Origin of the sequence: Rossellomorea vietnamensis NBRC 101237, assembly GCF_001591825.1 — a bacterium.
GTDB classification, from domain to species: domain Bacteria; phylum Bacillota; class Bacilli; order Bacillales; family Bacillaceae_B; genus Rossellomorea; species Rossellomorea vietnamensis.
Genome location: NZ_BCVQ01000013.1, coordinates 62,490 through 85,620 on the forward strand (window position 1 = coordinate 62,490; position 23,131 = coordinate 85,620).

Sequence of the window (23,131 nt, forward strand, 5' to 3'; positions counted from 1 at the left end):
ATGCAGGATGAGCCAAATAAAGGTCAGGATGATCAGAAAGACAAACCGTCTGGATTGATGGAAAAGATTCAACAGCTGGGTCAAACCAATGTTCCACAACTTTCTCAAGACTCCAATATTCACTGCCTCACCATTGTAGGCCAGATAGAAGGACATATGCAGCTTCCGCCTCAAAATAAAACAACAAAGTATGAGCATGTCATCCCCCAACTTGTCGCCATTGAACAAAATCCCAAGATCGAGGGGCTGGTTGTAATTCTGAATACGGTCGGGGGAGATGTAGAAGCGGGTCTGGCCATTTCCGAAATGATCGCATCTTTATCCAAACCTACTGTTTCTGTCGTGCTTGGGGGAGGACATAGCATCGGGGTTCCAATTGCTGTATCTTGCGACTTCTCATTTATTGCAAGTACAGCTACCATGACGATCCACCCCGTTAGATTAACCGGTTTAGTCATCGGTGTGCCTCAAACATTTGAGTATCTGGATAAAATGCAGGATCGGGTAGTCAGCTTTGTCACTAAGCACAGCAATGTCACGGAAGAGGATTTTAAAGACCTTATGTTTGCGAAAGGGAACCTCACAAGGGATATAGGTACGAATGTCGTCGGGGACGATGCCGTGGAGTACGGATTGATCGATGGAATTGGCGGCATCGGGTCGGCAATCAGGAAGATCAATGAATTGATCGAGATGAAGAAGCAGGCAGATTCACAAGAGGGTCTGGTTCAATGATTCTCTATACAATGGTTCCCAATGATCTGGTGTTCCCCACCGATGGAAGTGAATTCAGCGGTCAAATGATGATAAACTATCAGGGCGTTCCCCTCCTGGTTCAGCAGGAGGAAAACAAATATCGAATCATCAGGGTTATGAGCAGTGATCCCGCCCACTACTTAAATGATCAAATTTGCCCAGGGGAATATCTAAACAATTAAGTGAGAAAGAGGATTTTCCCGAAATAGTGGTTATGCTATAATATTACTCAGAAGACAGTATATACAAAAAGTTCACGGGAAGGGTTTGACACCTTAGGCACATACATTGCCCCAAAGGGTCAGCCCTTTCTTCATCTTCTAGTACATAAATCTGATAGACTTCAACAGAATTTAGGTGAATGGTTTGGCAAAACGAAAAAAAAGAAAAAAACGCTCTCAATCCGGCTCTGCACTGAAACAGACAATCAAATATGAGATCATCGGATTGATCCTATCCGCATTAAGCTTGATATCCATCATTGAGCTAGGGGCCGTTGGAAAGGCACTTGTATATTTTTATCGTTTCTTCCTCGGGGAATGGTATATGATTGCCCTTTTATGGATGCTGTATGTAGCAGGCTACCTGATGATTAAGCGGGAGGTACCGATGTTGTTCAGCAGGAGGCTTGTCGGGATATACATCATCATTGCCAGTTTCCTCCTTTTAAGTCATGTAAAATTATTCGATCTCCTTTCAAATGGCGGCTCATTCGCTAATCCCAGTGTCATCATGAATACGTGGGACTTATATTGGATGGACGTCAACGGTGAATCCAGTACGTCCGATCTTGGAGGAGGGATGATAGGCAGCCTCCTGTTTGCGGTTTCCTACTTCCTATTTGATTCACAGGGGGCAAGGATCGTCAGCGCAACGTTCATTATGATCGGCATCATCCTTGTGACTGGTAAATCCATAGGGGACGTACTTGGAAGAGCTGGGAAACGCTTTGGTGCCTTCATGAGTGGGCAATGGTCAGCATTTAAACAGGATATGAGCGACTGGAAGGAAGAGCAATCCAAGAAAAAAGAAGTAAAAGAGAAGAAAAAGAAAGATGAACCAATGAAAAAGGAAGAATCGCCTGAACCAATGGTTTCCGAGGAAGAAGAAACGCGGGAACCGATCATTTCGAATTTTGCAGAGCGTGCATATGGCGCCTCACAACCAAAAGAAGACCCCATAACTTCAGGGGCCGGGGCAAGTAACGATAAAGAGGCTTCCTCATCAGGGAAAGAGGGCGATACAGAAGGGGAGGCAGAAGCATCCCCGCCAATCACCTTTACGGAAGTGGAAAATAAAGATTACAAGCTTCCTTCGATCTCTTTATTAAAAACCCCTAGAAAAACGGATCAGAGTAACGAATATCAATTGATTCATGCCAACGCGGCAAAGCTTGAAAGAACATTCCAGAGCTTCGGTGTAAAGGCGAAAGTGACCCAAGTCCATCTTGGCCCAGCAGTCACAAAGTATGAAGTACATCCAGATGTAGGGGTGAAAGTAAGCAGGATCGTCAACCTGAGTGATGATCTGGCGTTGGCCCTTGCAGCGAAAGATATTCGGATTGAAGCTCCGATTCCGGGTAAGTCGGCCATCGGTATTGAGGTTCCGAACTCGGAAGTGGCCATGGTATCCCTGCGGGAGGTTCTTGAAGCGAAGGAGCATAACAAACCCGATGCGAAACTGCAAATTGGTTTGGGGCGTGATATCACCGGTGAAGCGGTACTCGCTGAGCTGAATAAGATGCCTCATTTACTGGTAGCGGGGGCAACAGGGAGCGGTAAGAGTGTATGTATTAATGGGATCATCACAAGTATACTCATGAGGGCAAAGCCCCATGAAGTTAAACTGATGATGATCGACCCGAAAATGGTTGAACTGAACGTATACAATGGTGTTCCACATCTCCTGGCACCCGTTGTAACAGATGCCAAGAAAGCGTCCCAGGCTTTAAAGAAGGTTGTTAGTGAAATGGAGCGCAGGTATGAGTTATTCTCTCATACGGGAACCAGGAATATTGAAGGGTACAATGACTACGTTAAGAGACAGAATATAGAAAATGAAGATAAAAAGCCTCTGCTGCCATATATCGTAGTGATTGTAGACGAGCTGGCGGATCTCATGATGGTAGCCTCGAGCGACGTGGAGGATGCCATCACAAGGCTTGCACAGATGGCACGTGCTGCCGGGATCCATCTTATCATTGCGACCCAGCGCCCATCGGTAGATGTCATCACAGGGGTCATCAAAGCCAATATTCCGTCCCGGATTGCCTTCGCCGTATCGTCCCAAACCGATTCCAGAACGATCCTGGATTCCGGTGGAGCTGAGAAGCTATTGGGAAGGGGAGATATGCTCTTCATGCCTGTTGGGGCATCCAAGCCAACAAGGGTGCAGGGTGCGTTTTTATCAGATGAAGAAGTGGAAGATATCGTAGACTTTGTCATCTCCCAGCAAAAGGCTCAATATCAGGAGGAAATGATTCCCGATGAAGTTCAGGAGGATGAGAAGTCAGGAGAAGCAGAAGACGAATTATATCATGATGCCGTCCAATTGATCGCGGAAATGCAGACAGCATCCGTTTCTATGCTTCAAAGAAGATTCCGGATCGGCTACACGAGGGCCGCAAGATTGATCGATGAAATGGAAGTAAGGGGAGTCGTAGGTCCTTATGAAGGCAGTAAGCCCAGAACCGTCCTGGTCGGCAAGCCGTCAGAAGAGCAAAGCTCCTAATCCAAGGTGTGTTACTCTATTCTAATTGAATGGGGTAACATGCCTTTTTTTGTGAGGGAAACGAGGAGAATATCCTGTTTGAAAACGCTTTAACGAAAGGGATACGGGTTTATCCACGAATGTGTTATACTATTAAAAGCGTTTACAAATGTAATGCCTTTGTTGATAGTATGTAAAAAATGATAACGGAAAACGGTACCACTGTAAAAATGTAGTTAATATATCCCATTTTATCCGATTTATCCAGCTATTTTTTCAATATTTTTACAGAAAAGGATTTTAAATTGTCATTCTAATCATTTTTTTCGACAAAATCACACAATGCTATTCCTTTATCAAAAGAAAAGTGTTATAGTATTTTCGATTAGTAGGAAAGATATACATCAGAGGTCTGATGTCTTGAGAAAATGTGGTGGTGGTTCCAGTGACAATAAAAACAGACAATCGGCATTTATACTTACAAGTAATTGACCGTTTGAAGAAGGATATCGAGGCGGGAATATACAAAGAAAAAGAAAAACTCCCATCTGAATTCGATCTTTCCAAACAATTAGGTGTAAGTAGGGCTACTCTTAGGGAAGCTCTCAGGATTCTTGAGGAAGAAAGTGTCATCGTACGACGTCATGGTGTAGGTACATTTGTAAACGCCAAGCCGCTCTTCACTTCTGGTATCGAGCAGCTGAACAGTGTAACGAACATGATCAAGCAGGCTGGTATGGAGCCAGGGACCATTTTCTTAAGCTCAACAACTCAAGAAGCTACTGAGGATGATATGAAGAGATTTACTTGCAATGAAGAGGACGACGTGATCCTCATTGAAAGGGTTCGAACGGCAAACGGGGAACCGGTTGTTTATTGTGTGGACAAAATTCCTGAGAAAGTCATGCCGAGGAATTTCACACATGAGGATAATTCGATTTTCACTGTGTTAGAAAAACGGGAGAATAAGAGAATTACCCATGCAGTCGCACAAATTGAACCAATGGGATATCACGATAAAATCTCCCCTATTCTAAATTGCGAGCCGGAAACGGCCTTACTCGTTTTGAAGCAAATGCATTTTGATGAAAACGATGAGCCGATCCTTTATTCCGTAAACTACTTCAGATCAGACAAATTTAGCTTCCAGGTATTAAGAAAGCGCGTATAACAGCAATCCATCTTACTACTAATTTATTACAATAATAGGGGGTACTCTAGGTGAAAAAACGTAAATTTGGTTTAGCGTTATCATTTGTTCTGGCAGCAGGTACATTATTAGGTGCTTGTGGAACAAGCGAGGACAAAGAAGGTGCATCTAGTGGTGATGGCAAGAAAGAAGATCAATTTACAGTAGCAATGGTGACAGATGTTGGTGGAGTAGATGATAAGTCTTTCAACCAATCAGCATGGGAAGGTCTGAAAGCCTTCGGTAAAGAGAACGACATGGAAAAAGGTAAAGATGGATTTGACTACTTACAGTCACAATCAGATGCTGACTATGCTACGAACTTAAACAAATTAGCTCGTCAAGATTTTGACTTAGTATATGGTATCGGTTTCCTTATGGAAGGTGCAATCACTGAAATTGCACAACAACAAAAAGATTCACACTTCGCAATCGTTGATGCTGTTGTTGATCAACCAAACGTTGCAAGCATCATGTTCAAGGAGCAGGAAGCTTCTTTCCTTGCTGGTGTTACTGCAGGACTTGCGACTAAAACAAACAAAATCGGATTCATCGGCGGTATGGAAATTCCGGTAATCGAACGTTTCCATTCAGGTTTCATCGCTGGTGTTAAAGCGGTCAATCCTGATGCAGAAATCGTTGCAGATTATGCAGGTGCTTTCGACAAAGCTGAACTTGGACAAACCATCGCTTCAAAAATGTACACTCAAGATGTTGACGTAATCTTCCACGCAGCTGGAGGAACGGGTAATGGTTTATTCAAAGAAGCACGTGACCTGAAAGAAAAAGATCCTTCACGTGAACTTTGGGCAATCGGTGTTGACTCCGACCAATCAGCAGAAGGTAAAGTTGGAGATCATAATATCATCCTTACATCGGCTCTTAAGCGCGTTGATAACGCAGTAGTGGATCTGTCCACTAAAGCGAAAGAAGGAAATTTCCCTGGTGGGGAGCAAATCCTTTACGGACTTAAAGAAGACGGCGTAGGACTTGCTGAATTGAATGACGAACTTTCCAATAAAGATGAAGTCATGAAAAAAGTAGATGAATGGAAAGAAAAGATTACTAGCGGAGATGTAAAAGTTCCAGAATCTATTAAAGATGCGGAAGCTTTTTCAGCTAACTAATCGAACAAGAAGGAAAGTGGCCGGGGGATATCCGGCCGCTTATCCTCCTGAAAATAGATTCATACATTAATAGAAATTTAATTGAAGTATAGAAAATTTCTATCTTTCATTTAGATTTTTATTCGGGGAAACCCTTTTTTTTCTGAGTAGTGAAGGTCTGACCTCTAACTACTAGATAAATATCCCTAGTCTATGCAAGGAGTGATTAGCAATGGATTATGTAATTGAGATGCTGAATATCCGTAAAGAATTTCCAGGCATCGTAGCAAATGACAACATTACCCTCCAGCTCGAAAAAGGTGAAATTCATGCGCTTCTTGGTGAAAATGGAGCAGGTAAGTCGACTTTGATGAACGTGTTATTCGGCTTATACCAGCCTGAGCAAGGAGAAATCCGTGTGAAAGGGCAAAAAGTGAATATTACCAACCCGAACATTGCCAACGATCTTGGAATCGGGATGGTCCATCAGCATTTTATGCTCGTCGATACATTCACTGTAACGGAGAATATCATTCTCGGAAGAGAGCCAAAGTCCGGGGCGACAGTGGACATTAAAAAAGCTGAAAAAGATATCCTTGATATTTCTGAAAGGTATGGTTTGAAAGTAGATCCAAACGCTAAAATTTCAGAAATTTCAGTAGGTATGCAGCAGCGTGTGGAAATATTGAAGACACTTTATCGTGGAGCGGAAATCCTGATCTTTGATGAACCGACCGCTGTATTGACACCTCAGGAGATTAAAGAACTGATTCAAATCATGAAAACATTGATTAAAGAAGGTAAATCAATCATCCTTATCACTCACAAGCTTAAAGAGATTATGGAGGTGTGTGATAATGTAACCGTTATCAGAAAAGGGAAAGGGATCGGCACAGTGAAGGTCTCGGAAACTGATCCGAATCACCTTGCCAGTCTGATGGTGGGACGTGAGGTCACATTTAAAACAGAGAAGAAAGAAGCTACACCTGGTGATAATGTTCTCGAGGTCCGTGACTTAAACGTAAAAGATCAGCGAAATGTCCCTGTTGTAAAGGGCTTGAACCTTGAGGTGAAAGCTGGGGAAATCCTTGGCATAGCCGGTGTGGATGGAAACGGACAAAGTGAATTGATTGAGGCGATCACAGGTCTTCATAAAGTCGACAGTGGTTCAATCAAACTGAATGGAAAAGAAATCGCAAATATGAAACCCCGTAAAATTTATGAGTCAGGTGTAGGTCATATTCCTCAGGATAGGCATAAACACGGCTTGGTACTTGATTTTCCTATCGGGGAAAACATGGTTCTTCAAACCTATTACCAGAAGCCGTATTCCAACAAAGGGGTACTGAGTTATAAAAATATTTACAATCAGGCAAGAAAATTGATAGCGGAATTTGATGTCAGGACTCCAACAGAATTCACCCTTGCCCGTGCTTTATCCGGGGGAAATCAGCAAAAAGCGATCATCGGCCGTGAGGTTGACCGGGATCCGGATCTATTGATTGCTGCCCAGCCGACCAGGGGTCTTGATGTAGGGGCGATCGAGTTTATCCATAAACGTCTGATCGAACAAAGAGACAATGGAAAAGCGGTTCTTCTACTTTCATTTGAACTCGATGAAATCATGAATGTTAGTGACCGTATCGCCGTTATCTACGAAGGTCAAATTGTGGCGATTGTTAATCCGAGGGAAACAACTGAACAAGAACTTGGACTTTTAATGGCTGGTTCGAAGAGGAAGGAAACGGGAGGGAAATCACATGTCTAACCGCTTAACAAATATATTAATCCCGGTAATCTCAGTCCTTTTAGGTATCATTGTCGGAACGATCATCATGCTTGTGAGTGGGTATGACCCGATTGCAGGATACGCTGCATTATGGAATGGGATCTTCGGGGAGATCTATTATGTAGGAGAAACGATCCGTCAGGTCACACCATATATTTTAGCAGGACTGGCTGTAGCCTTTGCTTTTAGAACGGGTCTCTTTAATATCGGTGTGGAAGGTCAATTGATTGTGGGCTGGCTTGCAGCTGTATGGGTAGGGGTTGCCTTTGATGATTTACCTAAGCTGATCCATTTACCCCTTGCCATCATTGCTGCCGCAATGGCAGGGGCGCTATGGGGCTTTATCCCTGGACTTCTGAAAGCGAAATTCCGCGTACATGAAGTCATTGTCACGATCATGATGAACTATATTGCACTTCACGTAACAAATGCCATTATCCGTGATGTCATTACTGACCGTAAAGACCGTACGGATATGATTGCGGATACAGCTTCATTGAAGTCTCCTTTCTTTGAAAGTTTGACAGATTACTCCCGATTGCACTGGGGGATTTTCATCGCCCTTGCATGTGTATTCATCATGTGGTTCCTGCTTGAAAAGACAACGCGTGGATATGAGCTGCGTTCTGTAGGATTCAACCAGCATGCTTCGCAATATGCAGGTATGAACGTGAATGGGAACATCATCCTTTCCATGGTCATCTCTGGAGCGTTTGCTGGCCTTGCAGGAGCGATGGAAGGGCTTGGCACATTCGGCTATGCTTCAATCAAGGGAGGATTTACAGGTGTCGGATTCGATGGGATCGCTGTAGCCCTTCTTGGTGGGAATGCGGCCATCGGAGTTGTATTCGCCGCTCTTCTATTTGGAGGACTTAAAGTAGGGGCACTGAATATGCCTCTCGATGCAGGGATTCCAAATGAACTGGTAGATATTATTATTGCCCTTATCATATTCTTTGTAGCATCTGGTTATATGATCCGTTATCTGATTCAACGATTTAGTAAAAAGGGGGTGAAATAAGTGGGTTTCATTGATATTTTGACAATACTCATCCCATCAACCTTGCTTTGGGCAACACCACTTATTTTCACTGCTTTGGGAGGGGCGTTCTCAGAGCGTTCAGGTGTAGTAAATATTGGACTCGAAGGCCTTATGGTCATCGGAGCATTCTCAAGCATTGTATTCAACCTTGCTTTTGCAGATACTTTCGGTGCAGCGACTCCTTGGGTAGCACTGCTTGTGGCCATGGTGATGGGTGGCCTGCTTGCTATCCTGCATGCCGTTGCTTCCATTACATTCAGGGCTGACCAGGTTGTATCAGGTGTAGCCATCAACTTGCTGGCTGTCGGGTTGACTCTTTTCTTAGTCAAACGTATCTATGGAAAGGGTCAAACGGATATCATCTCTGAAGGATTCGGGAAGGTCGATGTTCCTTTGCTTCACAAAATCCCGGTCATTGGAGATATCTTCTTTTCCAACACATACTGGCCGCCATTCGTCGCGATACTTGTATCATTCATTGTTTGGTTCATTATGTTCAAAACCCCGTTCGGTTTACGATTACGTTCTGTAGGTGAGCATCCTATGGCTGCAGACACAATGGGAATCAATGTAACGAAAATGCGCTATATCGGTGTCATCATTTCCGGAGCGTTTGCAGGTGTCGGCGGGGGAGTATACGCCCAGGCGATTTCCTCGGACTTCAGCCATGCAACGATCAGTGGACAAGGGTTCATGGCCCTTGCAGCCTTGATCTTCGGGAAATGGCATCCACTTGGAGCCATGGGAGCGGCCCTGTTCTTCGGCTTCGCCCAAAGTTTAAGTATCATCGGATCCAGTATTCCGTTGTTTGAAAACATCCCAAGTGTATTCCTATTGATTGCGCCATATGTGCTTACCATCCTGGCACTAACCGGCTTTATCGGTCGTGCAGATGCTCCTAAAGCTCTTGGTACACCATATATCAAAGGAAACCGTTAATAGAATCGAGAATAAGTGAAAGGATATCCTGAAAATGGGGATATCCTTTTTCTTCGTTTAAACTGCGTTTGAAATGGTTTTTGAATCAATCATAAAGGGAAATCCATATGCATATAATGGTTTATTCAAAAGTGTATTTTACCAACAGAGGAAGATGCTTGAAATCAATCTCTCTCTACATGTATAGTTATACATAAATACCGCACAATAAGGGTGTTTATTAATTTTTGCTTGTAAATCGATGGAAGTATGGAACTAAGGAGGACGGTACGATGACAGCCATAAACGAAATAGTGAAGAAGAAACCTGGTTACACGCTACATATCGTTCAAACGGATAAGTATAAAACCAATAGCCTCGTATTGAAGATGAAAGCCCCCCTCGACCACGAAACAGTCACTTTACGGGGATTGCTGCCCCATGTGATGCAGAGCAGCACGAAGACCTATCAGAGCACTACGGAGTTACGCTCCCATCTGGATGAGTTATATGGAGCGAACTTCTTTGTGGATTTAAGTAAAAAAGGTGAGTACCATGTGGTCAGTATGTCTGTTGAAATCGCCAACGAAAAGTTTTTGAAGGATTCTGAACCCCTGCTTCAAAAAGGAATCGAATTCCTTGCAGATGTCCTTCAGAACCCTCATGTTGAAAATAACGAGTTTGAAAAGAAAACAGTCGAAAAAGAAAAACGGAACCAAAAGGTTAGAATCCAAGCAGTGTATGACGATAAAATGCGCTATGCCAATTCACGACTGGTGGAAGAAATGTGTAAAGGTGAACGTTTCGCCCTCCATGTAAACGGTGTAAGTGAAGAAGTGGAGTCCACTACTGCGAAGAGTTTATATGAATATTATCAAAAAGTGATGGCTGAAGATCAGTTTGACATTTATGTAATCGGTGATGTCGATGTTAAAGAGGTTGAAAGCCTTTGTGATCAATTACTCCAATTGAATGAACGTACTCCTCAACAAGTGGATGCTTCTCTTGTGAAGCAAAAGGAAAATGAAAACGTCGTAAAAGAAAAGCAGGATGTGAAACAAGGGAAGCTGAACATGGGCTACCGTACACATACTCAATATGGTGACGAAGATTATTTCGCGCTTCAAGTATTCAATGGAATATTCGGTGGTTTCTCCCATTCCAAATTGTTCATCAATGTGAGGGAGAAAGCGAGCCTCGCATATTATGCTGCGAGCCGCCTCGAAAGTCATAAAGGTTTATTGATGGTCATGTCCGGAATCGAATTTGAGAAGTATGATCAAGCTGTAGGAATCATAAACGAACAGCTCCAGGCAATGAAGGATGGAGACTTCACCGATGGGGAGATCGACCAGACAAAAGCGGTCATCCGTAACCAGCTTCTTGAAACCATCGATACCTCAAGAGGGTTGGTCGAAGTACTTTACCATAATGCCGTAGCTCATGAAGAAATCGACCTGAAACATTGGTTGGATGAGATTGAAAAGACAACAAAAGAAGATATCGTAAAAGCCGCAAATAAAGTTGAACTTGATACGATCTACTTTCTAACAGGAATGGAGGGATAAAGATGAAGAAAATTTCCTTCGATCAATTACAAGAGAATTTGTATTATGAAAAAATGTCTAACGGGTTGGACGTATACATCCTCCCAAAAAAAGGTTTTAACAAGACCTATGCAACATTTACAACGAAATATGGAAGCATCGACAATCATTTTGTCCCTTTGGATGAAGATGAATTCGTGAAAGTGCCCGATGGAATCGCCCATTTCTTAGAGCATAAACTGTTTGAAAAAGAAGATGGAGATGTCTTCCAGCAATTCAGTAAGCAAGGGGCATCCGCCAATGCGTTCACTTCGTTTACAAGGACAGCTTATCTGTTCTCGAGTACGACCAACGTAGAACGGAATTTAGAAACACTCATCGATTTCGTTCAAGATCCGTATTTTACAGAGAAAACGGTGGAAAAGGAAAAAGGCATCATCGGTCAGGAAATCACCATGTATGATGATAATCCCGATTGGCGATTATACTTCGGGGTCATCCAGAATATGTACAAAAATCATCCTGTGAAGATCGATATTGCAGGAACGATCGAATCCATCACCCCGATAACAAAGGATATGCTCTATCAGTGTTATAATACATTCTACCATCCAAGCAATATGCTCTTATTCGTGGTTGGATCAGTCAATCCAGAACAGATCATGAATCAAATCCGTTCGAATCAGGAAAAGAAGGACTATGAAAAAATGCCTGAAATCAAGCGGAAATTCGAGGATGAACCAGAGACGGTAGCGGAGAAAAAACAGGTCCTTAAGATGAACGTCCAAAGTCCTAAGTGTCTCGTCGGTCTGAAAGCCCCGGAACCAATCCAGCAGGGTCGGGAAATGCTTAGACAGGAGCTTTCCATGAATGTTTTCCTTGATATGCTGTTCGGAAAGAGCTCACCGTACTATTCGGAACTTTATAATGATGGGTTGATCGATGAGACATTCCATTATGACTATACACAGGAAAATGGCTTTGGTTTCCTTACGGTCGGTGGAGATACTGAAAAGCCGGATGAGCTTTCTGAAAAGGTTCAATCGCTGCTTCTGAAAGCGAAAGGGGAATCTCTTTTTACTGAGGAAGGTCTTGAGAGAACCAAGAAGAAGAAGATTGGGGCATTCCTGCGTGCCATTAATTCCCCTGAGTATATTGCGAATCAATTTACCCGCTATGCCTTTAATGAAATGGATTTATTTGAAGTCGTGCCTACCCTTGAATCGTTGAAATATGATGATATCCAGGCGGTTGCGGAGTCCATTATCAGTGAAGAACGATTTACTGTATGTCAGGTCGTACCTAAATCATGATGGAAGGGGAGCTATCCTTTAATTGGATAGTTCCTCTATTTATGTGAATGACGTTTGGAGTGAAATCAATGAAGTACGCATTAATTACAGGGGCCTCAGGTGGAATAGGGAGTAGTACTGCTCTTCTTTTGGCAGAAGATGGATGGAATCTATACTTGCATTATCATTCAAATGAAGGGGCAATGAAGGACTTGGTTCACAAAGTCGAAGCGTTAGGGGTGGAGGCAATCCCCATCCAGGGGAATCTTGCGAACCCGGATGAAGTGGGGAATCTTGTCCATTCCATATTCCGGCTCGATGCGATCATTTACTGCAGCGGGAATTCTACCTGGGGGCTCTTCCAGGACCATTCAGAAGACGATCTGGATCAGATGATCAACCTTCATGTCAAAAGTCCGTTGCTCCTCGTTCAAAAACTCCTGCCGAAGTTGATTGACCGTAAAGGGGCGGTCGTCATGGTAAGTTCGATCTGGGGACAGATAGGAGCTGCCTGTGAGGTTGTATATTCAACTGTCAAAGGGGCTCAATTAGCATTTGTAAAATCATTGGGTAAAGAGCTTGCATTAAGCGGTGTAAGGGTAAATGCCGTTGCTCCCGGGGCCGTTGATACGTCCATGATGGGCTCCTTCACGGATGAAGATAAAGATACGATCCGTGAAGAAATCCCTATGGGCCGGTTTGCTCAACCGGGTGAAATTGCTGACTCCATTCAGTTCCTTCTTTCGTCCAGCGCTTCTTATATTACCGGCCAGACCCTTTCCATCAACGGGGGATGGCACACATAAAAAATTTTTCAATCAAATCATTCCAGCGCATAATTTTTCCTCCGGGATACAAACTAAGGTTGTATTTCAATAAAGGAGGTCATGACAAATGTCTGTATTAGATAACTGGTCTGATTGGAAAAACTTTTTAGGGGATCGCCTAAACCAGGCAGAACACAGCGGCATGGAGCACGAAACGGTAAATGACTTGGCTTACCAAATTGGTGATTACTTAGCCAATCAAGTTGAAGCTAAGAACGATCAGGAAAAAGTATTAGCGGATTTATGGTCAGTCGCGTCTCCAGAAGAGCAACACGCCATCGCCAATATGATGGTTAAGCTTGTTAATAATAACGGTAGTCGTTAAGGAGAGGGATTTCCCTCTCCTTTTTCTTATGGGGAATGACTCACCCCAATACAATATTGGACTTCAAGTTATCATTTTTCGTATGAATGAGAAATTGTACATATTTATGTAGGTTTTGCTTTTCTATTAGCAGGAAATCATTTATTATAATACCTAGATGTTTAAATAACTTTTCGAAATATGTCAATTTATATCGAAATGGGATGTCACATTTTTCCGGGGAGGTAAGCGATGGAACGTAAAGAATGGTATTTAGAATACGAAATACAAAAAAATCGTCCCGGCCTCTTAGGTGATATTTCCTCATTATTAGGAATGCTTTCTATCAATATAGTGACGATAAATGGTGTGGATGAAGGAAGAAGGGGAATGCTTCTCCTTGCCAATAATGATGAACAGATCATGAGGCTCGAGTCCATCCTTCAAACGATGGATACAATCAATGTGACAAAACTCCGGGAACCTAAATTAAGGGACCGGCTTGCTGTGCGTCACGGTCGTTATATCCAACGAGATGCCGACGACAAGAAAACGTTTCGATTTGTTCGTGATGAGCTCGGTTTATTGGTTGATTTTTTGGCTGAATTATTTAAGCAGGAAGGTCACAAGCTTGTCGGGATCAGAGGGATGCCCCGAGTAGGGAAGACAGAATCAATCGTGGCATCAAGTGTATGTGCCAATAAGAAGTGGCTTTTTGTCTCTTCTACTTTATTAAAGCAAACGATACGGAGCAAACTCATTGAAGACGAGTATTCCGCTGAGAACTTGTTTATTATAGACGGCATCGTTTCTACACGCCGTGCAAGTGAGAAGCATTGGCAGCTGGTGAGGGAAATCATGAGGTTACCTGCTGTGAAAGTAATCGAACATCCTGATGTATTCGTTCAAAACTCTGAATATTCACTTGAAGATTTTGATTATATCATTGAACTTAGAAACGATCCTGATGAAGAAATTACATACGAATTAGTGGAACAAAATAATCTATTTCAAAATTCCGATTTTGGAGGTTTTGATTTTTAATATTGGAAGGTGTTAAGTAGTGACGGAATTAGGAAATCGTTTAAAGGAAGCTCGAGAGGCTAAGGATTACAGCCTTGATGATTTACAAAGGATAACAAAAATTCAAAAACGCTATTTGATTGGGATCGAAGAAGGCAATTATGATGCAATGCCGGGTAAATTCTACGTGCGCGCATTCATTAAGCAATATTGTGAAGCGGTCGGACTTCCTCCTGAAGTGATTTTTGAGGAACACAAGGCTGAAATCCCGACGACCTATGAAGATGAAATCCCGGTTTCGCTTTCGAGGGTGCAGTCCCGTAAGAGTGTTTCAGAGAGCTCGACAAAGGTATTTGACTTCCTACCGAAGCTCCTCATTGCACTGTTTGTCATCGGTGCACTTGTTGCCGTGTGGGTATTTTGGCAAGGGAAAGTAGGGGACAAGGCCCCTGAGTCCAATCAGGAAGAAAACCAGACACAAGTAGATGTTGATGAGAATAAGAGTGCTGAGGGCGAGAAGCCTGAAGATGAAACAAATGATCAAGAACAGACCGAAGAACCCAAATCATCAGACGATCAAGAAGCTGATCAAGAGAAGGACCAAAAGACGGAACAATCCTTGGAAGCAGTGAATACCGAGGGTTATAAAACGACCTATGAGCTGAAAAACGCCGATGAATTCAAGCTTCAGTTGGCTGCGGGCGGAGATACATGGGTAGGAGTTTATAATACCGAAGATGAATTGCTATTTGAAGGATTGCTGAAAAAGGATAATAAAAAGGAATTTGACCTTTCCTCTGATAAACAGGCTTACCTTGTCATCGGTAATGCGTCGAATACAGATATCCTCGTTAACGGTAAAAAGCTTGAATATAAAGTTTCTGCAACTGATGTCGTCAGGCAGGATATCATCATCAATTACGCACCGCAAGAACAATAATTGAAATGGGAGGAGTTTTAATAACTCCTTTTTCTTACATACTAATGGTATACGCGTTTTTAAAGCATTGGAGGTAGAAAGGTGAACTTACCTAATAAGATTACAGTATCAAGGATATTTTTAATTCCATTATTTTTAATCATCATGCTTGCACCGTTAAATTGGGGTGAGATGATGTTTCTTGGGGCGGAAATGCCGGTGAAGCATTTTGTAGGAGCCTTGATTTTTATCATAGCGGCAACGACGGATTGGATCGACGGGTATTATGCCAGGAAACTTGACCTTGTTACAAATCTGGGGAAATTCTTGGATCCGCTGGCAGATAAACTGCTTGTATCGGCTGCTTTAATCGTACTTGTCGAGATGGGTCTTGCTCCATCGTGGATCGTCATTATCATAATCAGTCGCGAGTTTGCCGTAACAGGACTTCGTCTCGTATTAGCAGGGGAAGGGGAAGTGGTTGCTGCAGGTCAACTCGGTAAGATCAAGACCTGGGCACAGATCATTGCCATATCTGCCCTTCTTCTTCATAACGCCATTTTCGAACTGATCAATCTCCCATTTGCTACAATCGCTCTATGGGTGGCTATGTTCTTTACAATTTGGTCCGGATGGGATTATTTCAAACATAATAAAAAAGCATTTGTGAATTCGAAATAACAGTGTACACCAGGGGATTGATTCAAATAGAATCATCCCCTTCTTTTCACCATATTTTAGGGGGAATACAGATGAATGCAGAAATAATAGCGGTTGGGTCCGAATTACTGCTCGGACAAATCGTCAATTCAAATGCTCAATTCATTTCCGAGCAGTTGGCTGAGATGGGAGTGAACGTGTATTATCACACAAGTGTGGGGGATAACCCTGCCCGTTTGCAGCAGGTCATCGAGGCAGCAAAGAAGCGGTCGGACATATTGATCTTTACTGGTGGCCTTGGACCCACAAAGGATGATCTGACGAAAGAAACGATCGCCCATGCTTTAGGAACGACTTTAAGCATGGATCATGACGCATTGGAATCGATAAAAGACTATTTTCAGAAGGTCAATCGTGAAATGACTCCCAATAATGAAAAACAAGCCCTTATATTATCTGGGGCACATGTATTGAAGAACGAACACGGCATGGCTCCGGGGATGTTGTTGAAAAAAGACGGCACTGCCTATATGCTTCTCCCCGGTCCGCCGTCTGAAATGAGGCCGATGTTCGATAAGCACGGCAAACAGGCAATCCTGAACTTGATGAAGAAGAAAGAAGTCATCCATTCACGGGTACTTCGTTTCTTTGGCATCGGGGAAGCAGAGCTCGAAACGGAATTAGAAGATCTGATCGACAGACAAACCAATCCGACTATCGCCCCTCTCGCTGGTGACGGGGAAGTGACCTTGAGGCTTACGGCTAAGCACGAATCAAGGGATATTGCCGTGTCATTATTGGATTCGGTTGAAGAAAAGATCTTGAACAGGGTGGGGGAATATTTCTACGGTTATAATCAGGATTCCCTTGTTCAAGTGGGGGTCCATTTATTAAAAGAGAAGGGACTTACCCTATCATGCGCAGAAAGTTTGACTGGTGGACTGTTTCAGGCTCAACTGACATCTATACCCGGGGCATCGGACGTTTTGAGCGGCGGGGTGATCTGCTATCAGGATGAGATCAAAAAAAGGATTTTATCTGTTAATGACCGTACACTGAAACAGCATTCAGCAGTCAGTGAGCAATGTGCACGGGAACTGGCTGAAAACGTTAGAGAGCTGTTTTCCACCGACATCGGGATCAGCTTTACAGGTGTAGCAGGACCCGACGCTCACGAGGGCCATCCTGCAGGGACCGTCTGGATTGGTTTATCCATGAAGGATGGAACGACCAAGGCATTTCTATTGAACCTTGGCGGTGGCCGGAATGGGAACCGGATGAGAACGGCGAAGTATGGTTGGCATTATTTAATTAAAGAACTGAGTTAGTTTGAAGAGGCTGTCTTCTATTTGAAGGCAGCTTTTTTTCTTTTTTTCACTCCGGCACACCCAAAGAAAAAAACCGAATGAATGTTCGATTTTTTTCTTGTTTTCTCTAATAAAAACGTTTATAGTATAGATAGGTTGGATTTGAGACAAACTTATAAGTTGTCGATTACAAGATTTATATTCAAAGGAGGAAGATTTGTGAGCGATCGTAAAGCAGCCTTAGATATGGCGTTAAAACAAATAGAAAAGCAGTTTGGTAAAGGCTCAATCATGAAGCTTGGGGAGAAAACGGACAGAAACGTAGTAACATGTCCAAGTGGTTCACTTGCACTGGACGCTGCTCTTGGAATAGGCGGATATCCACGTGGAAGGATCATTGAGGTATATGGTCCCGAATCATCCGGTAAAACAACAGTGGCCCTTCATGCGATAGCAGAGGTTCAGGCTCAGGGCGGGCAGGCAGCATTCATCGATGCTGAGCACGCACTTGATCCCGAGTATGCTCAAAAGCTTGGGGTAAACATAGATGAATTATTGCTTTCACAACCAGATACAGGTGAACAGGCATTGGAAATCGCAGAAGCACTTGTACGAAGCGGAGCGGTGGATGCCATCGTTGTCGACTCTGTGGCAGCCCTTGTACCGAAAGCGGAAATCGAAGGGGAGATGGGAGATGCTCACGTAGGTCTTCAAGCCCGTTTAATGTCACAGGCCCTTCGTAAACTTTCCGGTGCCATCAATAAGTCGAAGACCATCGCGATCTTCATTAACCAGATCCGTGAGAAGGTCGGTGTCATGTTCGGTAACCCTGAAACGACTCCCGGTGGACGCGCACTGAAGTTCTATTCTTCCGTACGTTTGGAAGTCCGTCGTGCCGAAACCCTTAAGCAGGGGAATGAAATGGTAGGGAATAAAACAAAGATCAAAGTAGTGAAAAATAAAGTGGCTCCACCTTTCCGTGTAGCCGAAGTGGATATCATGTACGGGGAAGGAATCTCCAAAGAAGGGGAAATCGTCGATCTTGGGTCTGAATTGGACATCGTCCAAAAGAGCGGTGCCTGGTACTCCTACAACGAAGAGCGCCTGGGTCAAGGACGTGAGAACGCAAAGATCTTCCTGAAAGAAAATCCTGAGATCCGTAATGAAATCATGCTGAAGATCCGTGAACATTACGGGTTGGATACAGGCCGTGCCGAAACGGACGATCAAGGTGAATTGAGTCTTCTGGAAGACTAAGTGAGTAAAGAGAAGCAGACGGGATTTGGTTTGCTTCTCTTTACTATGTATGGGAATACGCCTTTTGGTGGAAAATAGTAGCAAGCCCTTTTCTCAGGAAATGGTGGGTAATCGATACCAATCAGGTTATACATACTGTGAATCACTGGTTGACCCCGAACTTCTCAAAATTAAATGAAAAAGTTGGTTTTGGTTAAAAAGCATGCACAAGCCCAATGCGACAGTGTCAATTTTTGTCGATTGCAAAAAAACCCTTGAGAAATCTAGTGATAGAGGGCTCAACCCCTTGACAATAAATTTTCAGAGATTTAAAATTAACATGTATATTTTACAAATTTTTCGAATGAATATTTGAAAGCCTAGCGCTGTATATTTTGTTCAAGTGAGCAATGTACAAGCCGACATGTAAAAAACATGACAGTTCATAGCAAGAGGAGGTGAAATAATGCAACCTATTACAATCATCTTCATTTTGCTTGGCCTAATCGTCGGTGTAGTTGTTGGATACCTAATTCGTAAGTCCATTGCTGAAGCAAAGATTGCTGGTGCTAAAGGTTCAGCGGAGCAGATTTTAGAAGATGCGAAGCGCGAGGCAGATGCTCTGAAGAAAGAAGCACTTTTGGAAGCAAAGGACGAAAATCATAAACTTCGCACTGAAATGGAAAACGACCTTCGTGAACGAAGAAATGAATTGCAAAAACAAGAAAATCGTTTGATGCAAAAAGAGGAAAACCTCGATCGAAAAGATGAAACGCTTGATAAGCGTGAAGGCTTACTCGAGAGAAAAGAGGGGACTCTTAACGAGAGACAACAACATATTGAAGAGATGGAAAGCAAAGTGGACGAGATGGTACGATCACAGCAAACAGAGCTAGAGCGTATCTCGAGCCTGACTCGTGATGAAGCGAAAGGAATCATTCTTGACCGCGTTGAAAATGAACTCTCCCATGATATCGCCATCATGGTCAGAGAACATGAAACTCGTGCGAAGGAAGATGCAGATAAGAAGGCGAAAGAAGTCCTTTCACTGGCTATTCAACGTTGTGCTGCTGAACATGTGGCAGAAACGACGGTCAGTGTTGTGAATCTACCGAATGATGAGATGAAAGGTCGAATTATTGGGCGGGAAGGACGTAACATTCGTACGCTGGAAACACTTACGGGTATTGATTTGATTATTGATGATACTCCTGAAGCGGTTATTCTTTCTGGTTTTGATCCGATTCGTAGAGAAACGGCTCGAATTGCATTAGAGAAATTAGTTCAGGATGGACGAATCCACCCTGCACGAATTGAAGAAATGGTGGATAAATCCCGCCGTGAAGTGGATGAGTATATCCGGGAAATTGGTGAACAGACTACCTTCGAAGTGGGCGTTCATGGGCTTCATCCGGATTTAATCAAGATCCTGGGACGTTTGAAGTATCGTACAAGTTACGGTCAGAACGTCTTAAAACACTCGATGGAAGTGGCCTATCTGTCCGGGTTATTGGCAGCTGAGCTTGGTGAGGATGAAAGACTCGCCAAACGCGCCGGATTGCTACATGACATCGGTAAGGCGATCGATCACGAAGTGGAAGGAAGCCACGTCGAAATTGGTGTAGAACTTGCAACGAAGTACAAAGAGCATCCTGTTGTAATCAACAGTATTGCTTCTCACCATGGAGACACAGAGCCGACATCCATCATTGCCGTACTGGTTGCAGCAGCTGATGCTTTATCTGCTGCAAGACCTGGAGCAAGAAGTGAGACGCTTGAGAACTACATCCGTCGACTGGAGAAACTGGAAGAAATTTCAGAGTCATATGAAGGCGTTGAGAAATCATTCGCAATCCAGGCAGGACGTGAAGTACGGATCATGGTAAGACCGGAAGCCATTGACGATCTCGAATCGCATAGATTGGCAAGGGATATCCGTAAACGTATTGAAGATGAGCTTGACTATCCAGGCCATATTAAAGTAACGGTCATCCGTGAAACAAGGGCCGTCGAATACGCAAAATAAGAGGTTGACTCGAGGAGGGATATCCCCTTCGAGTCAGCTTTTTTTATCGCTTTAAATGATTTCCGTTACAGAATCAATGATGGATTTTAATAGGATGAATAGGCGACAAGTTATTTGTGATACAATAACCACAAGACTTAATACATATAGAGAAGGGAACTTTCATGAAAATATTATTTGTTGGAGACGTAGTCGGTTCAATGGGCCGTGAGATGATTACAGAATACCTGCCTAAGTTAAAGAAAAAACATTCACCGGATTTTACAATCGTAAATGGAGAGAATGCTGCATCAGGCAGAGGGATTACTGAGAAAATATATAAACAATTCTTACAGGATGGGGCCAATATGGTCACCCTGGGAAATCACACATGGGACAATAAGGATATCTTTAATTTTATCGATTCATCCAAACAAATGGTAAGGCCGGCTAATTTCCCTGAAGGTACGCCGGGCAGCGGTTTAGTGTTTGCGGAAGTGTATGGCAAAGAGGTTGCAGTTATCAACGCTCAAGGAAGGACGTTTATGCCTCCACTTGATGATCCATTTAAAGCTCTTGATGAGCTTGTTGATGAGGCCAAAAAGAGAACATCCGTCATATTCGTTGATTTTCATGCAGAGGCAACAAGTGAGAAGCAGGCTGTAGGCTGGTTTCTGGATGGCCGCGTCTCTGCGGTGATAGGAACGCACACTCATGTTCAAACGGCGGACAACCGGATCCTTCCTAATGGGACTGCCTTTATGTGTGACGTTGGCATGACGGGACCATACGATGAGGTACTTGGAATGAGTAAGGATTCCGTTCTAAGGAGATTCCAGACGAGTTTACCTGTTCGTTTTGAAGTACCGAAGGCTGGACGTAAAATCCTGAGTGCTTGTTTAATCGACATTGATCAAAAGTCGGGGAAAGCGAAAAAAATCGAGCGCATATTGATCAACGAAGACCATCCATTTATGGCAGAATATTAAATGTTTTCCTCCTTTTTCGGTGTGACCGGAATGATTTGTCCATTTCCTGAATATAGTATCAGTGGAATCATTTATACCAAGTTTGTTCTTTACCACGGACATACGGTATGGGGGAAATGACAAGGAGGAAAAGGAATGGAAATATTAAAAGTTTCAGCAAAATCTAATCCTAATTCTGTAGCTGGTGCACTCGCCGGTGTTCTTCGTGAGAGAGGAGGAGCTGAAATTCAAGCAATCGGTGCAGGAGCATTAAATCAAGCCGTCAAGGCTGTCGCCATTGCAAGAGGCTTTGTGGCTCCCAGTGGTTTAGATTTAATATGTATCCCGGCATTTACGGATATTCTGATCGATGGAGAAGAACGTACGGCGATAAAGTTAATTGTGGAACCAAGATAATAAACCATAGGCTGTTCATTAAAGGGGACCCTTTAGTGGACAGCCTTTATACTATGAACAAATATACATATTATGAAGAGAAACGGAAAGGAGGACCAAATATGATATTTGATGCACACTGTGATGTGTTGATGAAGCTATATCTGGAGCCGGGGAGTGGGGCCTTTCAATCGAAGGGTTCTTTACATATTACCTACCCTCAACTCATTCAAAGCAGCAGTAAAATACAATTGTTCGCAATCTATATCCCATCCTACCTGAAGCCGGGGCAACGGTTTCAAGCTGCACTTGAAATGGTGAATATTTTTCATAATAGGATCCTTAAGCCAAACCCAAAGATGAAATTCGTTACTTCTAAAAAGGATATCGAGGAACTTTCAGAAGGTGAAATAGGGGCAATGCTGACACTCGAAGGTATAGAAGCAGTGGAGGAGGATCTTTCGAAGCTCGAAATCCTTTACAGGCTGGGAGTCCGGTCGGTCGGTTTGACGTGGAATTGGGCCAATGCAGCAGCAGATGGGGCCCTTGAACCGAGAGGGGGCGGGCTGACCAACCTTGGGGAGGAAATCGTCTCTTTCTTAAATGAGAAAAGACTTTGGACAGATGTGTCCCATCTATGTGAGAAAGCATTTTGGGATGTGATGGATTTAGCAGAATATCCGATAGCATCCCACTCAAATGCCTACTCGATCTGTCCTAATCCACGAAACTTGAAAAATGATCAGATTGAGGCACTCATCAAAAAAAACAGCGTAATGGGCATCACCTTTGTCCCACCATTTTTAAACAAGAAAGGGACAGCGGAGATTTCCGATGTAGTCCGCCATTTAGAACATGTATGCAGTCTCGGAGGTGAGGACCATATCGGATTTGGCTCCGATTTCGACGGGATAACAGAAACCGTCCAAGGTCTATCCTCATACATTCAATATGATAACTTAATCAACACCCTCCAACGATACTACAGTGAAAAACAAGTGAGGAAATTCTTATTCCAGAACTTCTTTAAGAGACTGCCTGATTGATTACAATAAAACCACTGAGGGGGGAAAACCTTTAGTGGTTTAGTTGTGTTGCTGATAGGAATGTATTTAGATTGATAATCTCTTCAATACAG

21 protein-coding genes are annotated in these 23,131 nt (G+C 43.3%); all 21 read left to right on the top strand.

Translation table 11 applies throughout. The features are described 5' to 3' along the window. Positions 1-735 carry a ClpP family protease gene (locus BVI01S_RS09425; protein WP_034760804.1) on the top strand — a complete coding sequence of 245 codons (735 nt, stop codon included), beginning with the start codon at positions 1-3 and terminating at the stop codon, positions 733-735. Then, entirely contained in the window at positions 732-938 is a 207-nt protein-coding gene (locus tag BVI01S_RS09430; RefSeq protein ID WP_034760106.1) for a YlzJ-like family protein, read from the top strand. Before BVI01S_RS09425 ends, BVI01S_RS09430 begins: the two co-directional genes overlap by 4 nt. A gap of 184 nt (positions 939-1,122) precedes the next feature. Further along, positions 1,123-3,486, top strand: a complete 2,364-nt coding sequence (locus tag BVI01S_RS09435) for a DNA translocase FtsK (protein ID WP_061809964.1) — start codon at positions 1,123-1,125, stop codon at positions 3,484-3,486. 424 nt (positions 3,487-3,910) lie between these two features. Beyond that, positions 3,911-4,636, top strand: a complete 726-nt coding sequence (locus tag BVI01S_RS09440) for a GntR family transcriptional regulator (RefSeq protein ID WP_034760101.1) — start codon at positions 3,911-3,913, stop codon at positions 4,634-4,636. A gap of 50 nt (positions 4,637-4,686) precedes the next feature. Further along, entirely contained in the window at positions 4,687-5,781 is a 1,095-nt protein-coding gene (locus BVI01S_RS09445; protein ID WP_034760098.1) for a BMP family lipoprotein, read from the top strand. Positions 5,782-5,992: 211 nt separating this feature from the next. Next, positions 5,993-7,528: an ABC transporter ATP-binding protein gene (locus BVI01S_RS09450; RefSeq protein ID WP_034760095.1), complete on the top strand. Its 1,536-nt coding sequence runs from the start codon at positions 5,993-5,995 to the stop codon at positions 7,526-7,528. Next, positions 7,521-8,570, top strand: a complete 1,050-nt coding sequence (locus BVI01S_RS09455) for an ABC transporter permease (protein WP_034760092.1) — start codon at positions 7,521-7,523, stop codon at positions 8,568-8,570. The genes BVI01S_RS09450 and BVI01S_RS09455 overlap by 8 nt, the downstream gene beginning before the upstream one ends. Further along, positions 8,571-9,530: an ABC transporter permease gene (locus BVI01S_RS09460; RefSeq protein ID WP_034760090.1), complete on the top strand. Its 960-nt coding sequence runs from the start codon at positions 8,571-8,573 to the stop codon at positions 9,528-9,530. 272 nt (positions 9,531-9,802) lie between these two features. Continuing rightward, on the top strand, positions 9,803-11,077 hold the full coding sequence (gene yfmF / locus BVI01S_RS09465; RefSeq protein WP_061809965.1) for an EF-P 5-aminopentanol modification-associated protein YfmF: 1,275 nt from the start codon (positions 9,803-9,805) through the stop codon (positions 11,075-11,077). A 2-nt stretch (positions 11,078-11,079) separates the two neighbouring features. Next, the gene (gene yfmH, locus BVI01S_RS09470) at positions 11,080-12,369 is read left to right on the top strand and encodes an EF-P 5-aminopentanol modification-associated protein YfmH (RefSeq protein ID WP_061809966.1); all 1,290 of its coding nucleotides are present in this window, start codon (positions 11,080-11,082) and stop codon (positions 12,367-12,369) included. A gap of 68 nt (positions 12,370-12,437) precedes the next feature. After that, the gene (gene ymfI / locus BVI01S_RS09475; protein WP_061809967.1) at positions 12,438-13,154 is read left to right on the top strand and encodes an elongation factor P 5-aminopentanone reductase; all 717 of its coding nucleotides are present in this window, start codon (positions 12,438-12,440) and stop codon (positions 13,152-13,154) included. Between the two features lie 88 nt (positions 13,155-13,242). Next, complete coding sequence (locus BVI01S_RS09480; RefSeq protein ID WP_034760081.1) at positions 13,243-13,500, top strand: DUF3243 domain-containing protein; 258 nt, start codon at positions 13,243-13,245, stop codon at positions 13,498-13,500. Positions 13,501-13,731: 231 nt separating this feature from the next. Beyond that, complete coding sequence (locus BVI01S_RS09485; protein WP_034760078.1) at positions 13,732-14,523, top strand: DUF3388 domain-containing protein; 792 nt, start codon at positions 13,732-13,734, stop codon at positions 14,521-14,523. A 19-nt stretch (positions 14,524-14,542) separates the two neighbouring features. After that, positions 14,543-15,442, top strand: coding sequence for a helix-turn-helix domain-containing protein (locus tag BVI01S_RS09490; RefSeq protein WP_061809968.1), 900 nt, complete (start codon positions 14,543-14,545; stop codon positions 15,440-15,442). 81 nt (positions 15,443-15,523) lie between these two features. Continuing rightward, positions 15,524-16,102: a CDP-diacylglycerol--glycerol-3-phosphate 3-phosphatidyltransferase gene (gene pgsA, locus BVI01S_RS09495; RefSeq protein ID WP_034760074.1), complete on the top strand. Its 579-nt coding sequence runs from the start codon at positions 15,524-15,526 to the stop codon at positions 16,100-16,102. A gap of 71 nt (positions 16,103-16,173) precedes the next feature. After that, positions 16,174-17,409 carry a competence/damage-inducible protein A gene (locus tag BVI01S_RS09500; RefSeq protein ID WP_061809969.1) on the top strand — a complete coding sequence of 412 codons (1,236 nt, stop codon included), beginning with the start codon at positions 16,174-16,176 and terminating at the stop codon, positions 17,407-17,409. 198 nt (positions 17,410-17,607) lie between these two features. Continuing rightward, positions 17,608-18,645, top strand: coding sequence for a recombinase RecA (recA, locus tag BVI01S_RS09505; RefSeq protein WP_034760069.1), 1,038 nt, complete (start codon positions 17,608-17,610; stop codon positions 18,643-18,645). 445 nt (positions 18,646-19,090) lie between these two features. Then, positions 19,091-20,650: a ribonuclease Y gene (gene rny, locus BVI01S_RS09510; protein WP_034760066.1), complete on the top strand. Its 1,560-nt coding sequence runs from the start codon at positions 19,091-19,093 to the stop codon at positions 20,648-20,650. A gap of 164 nt (positions 20,651-20,814) precedes the next feature. Further along, positions 20,815-21,618 carry a TIGR00282 family metallophosphoesterase gene (locus BVI01S_RS09515; protein WP_061809970.1) on the top strand — a complete coding sequence of 268 codons (804 nt, stop codon included), beginning with the start codon at positions 20,815-20,817 and terminating at the stop codon, positions 21,616-21,618. A 135-nt stretch (positions 21,619-21,753) separates the two neighbouring features. Beyond that, a complete protein-coding gene (gene spoVS, locus BVI01S_RS09520) occupies positions 21,754-22,014 on the top strand; it encodes a stage V sporulation protein SpoVS (protein WP_034760060.1) in 261 nt (86 codons plus the stop codon). Between the two features lie 101 nt (positions 22,015-22,115). Next, complete coding sequence (locus tag BVI01S_RS09525; protein ID WP_061809979.1) at positions 22,116-23,039, top strand: dipeptidase; 924 nt, start codon at positions 22,116-22,118, stop codon at positions 23,037-23,039. Positions 23,040-23,131 lie beyond the last annotated feature (92 nt).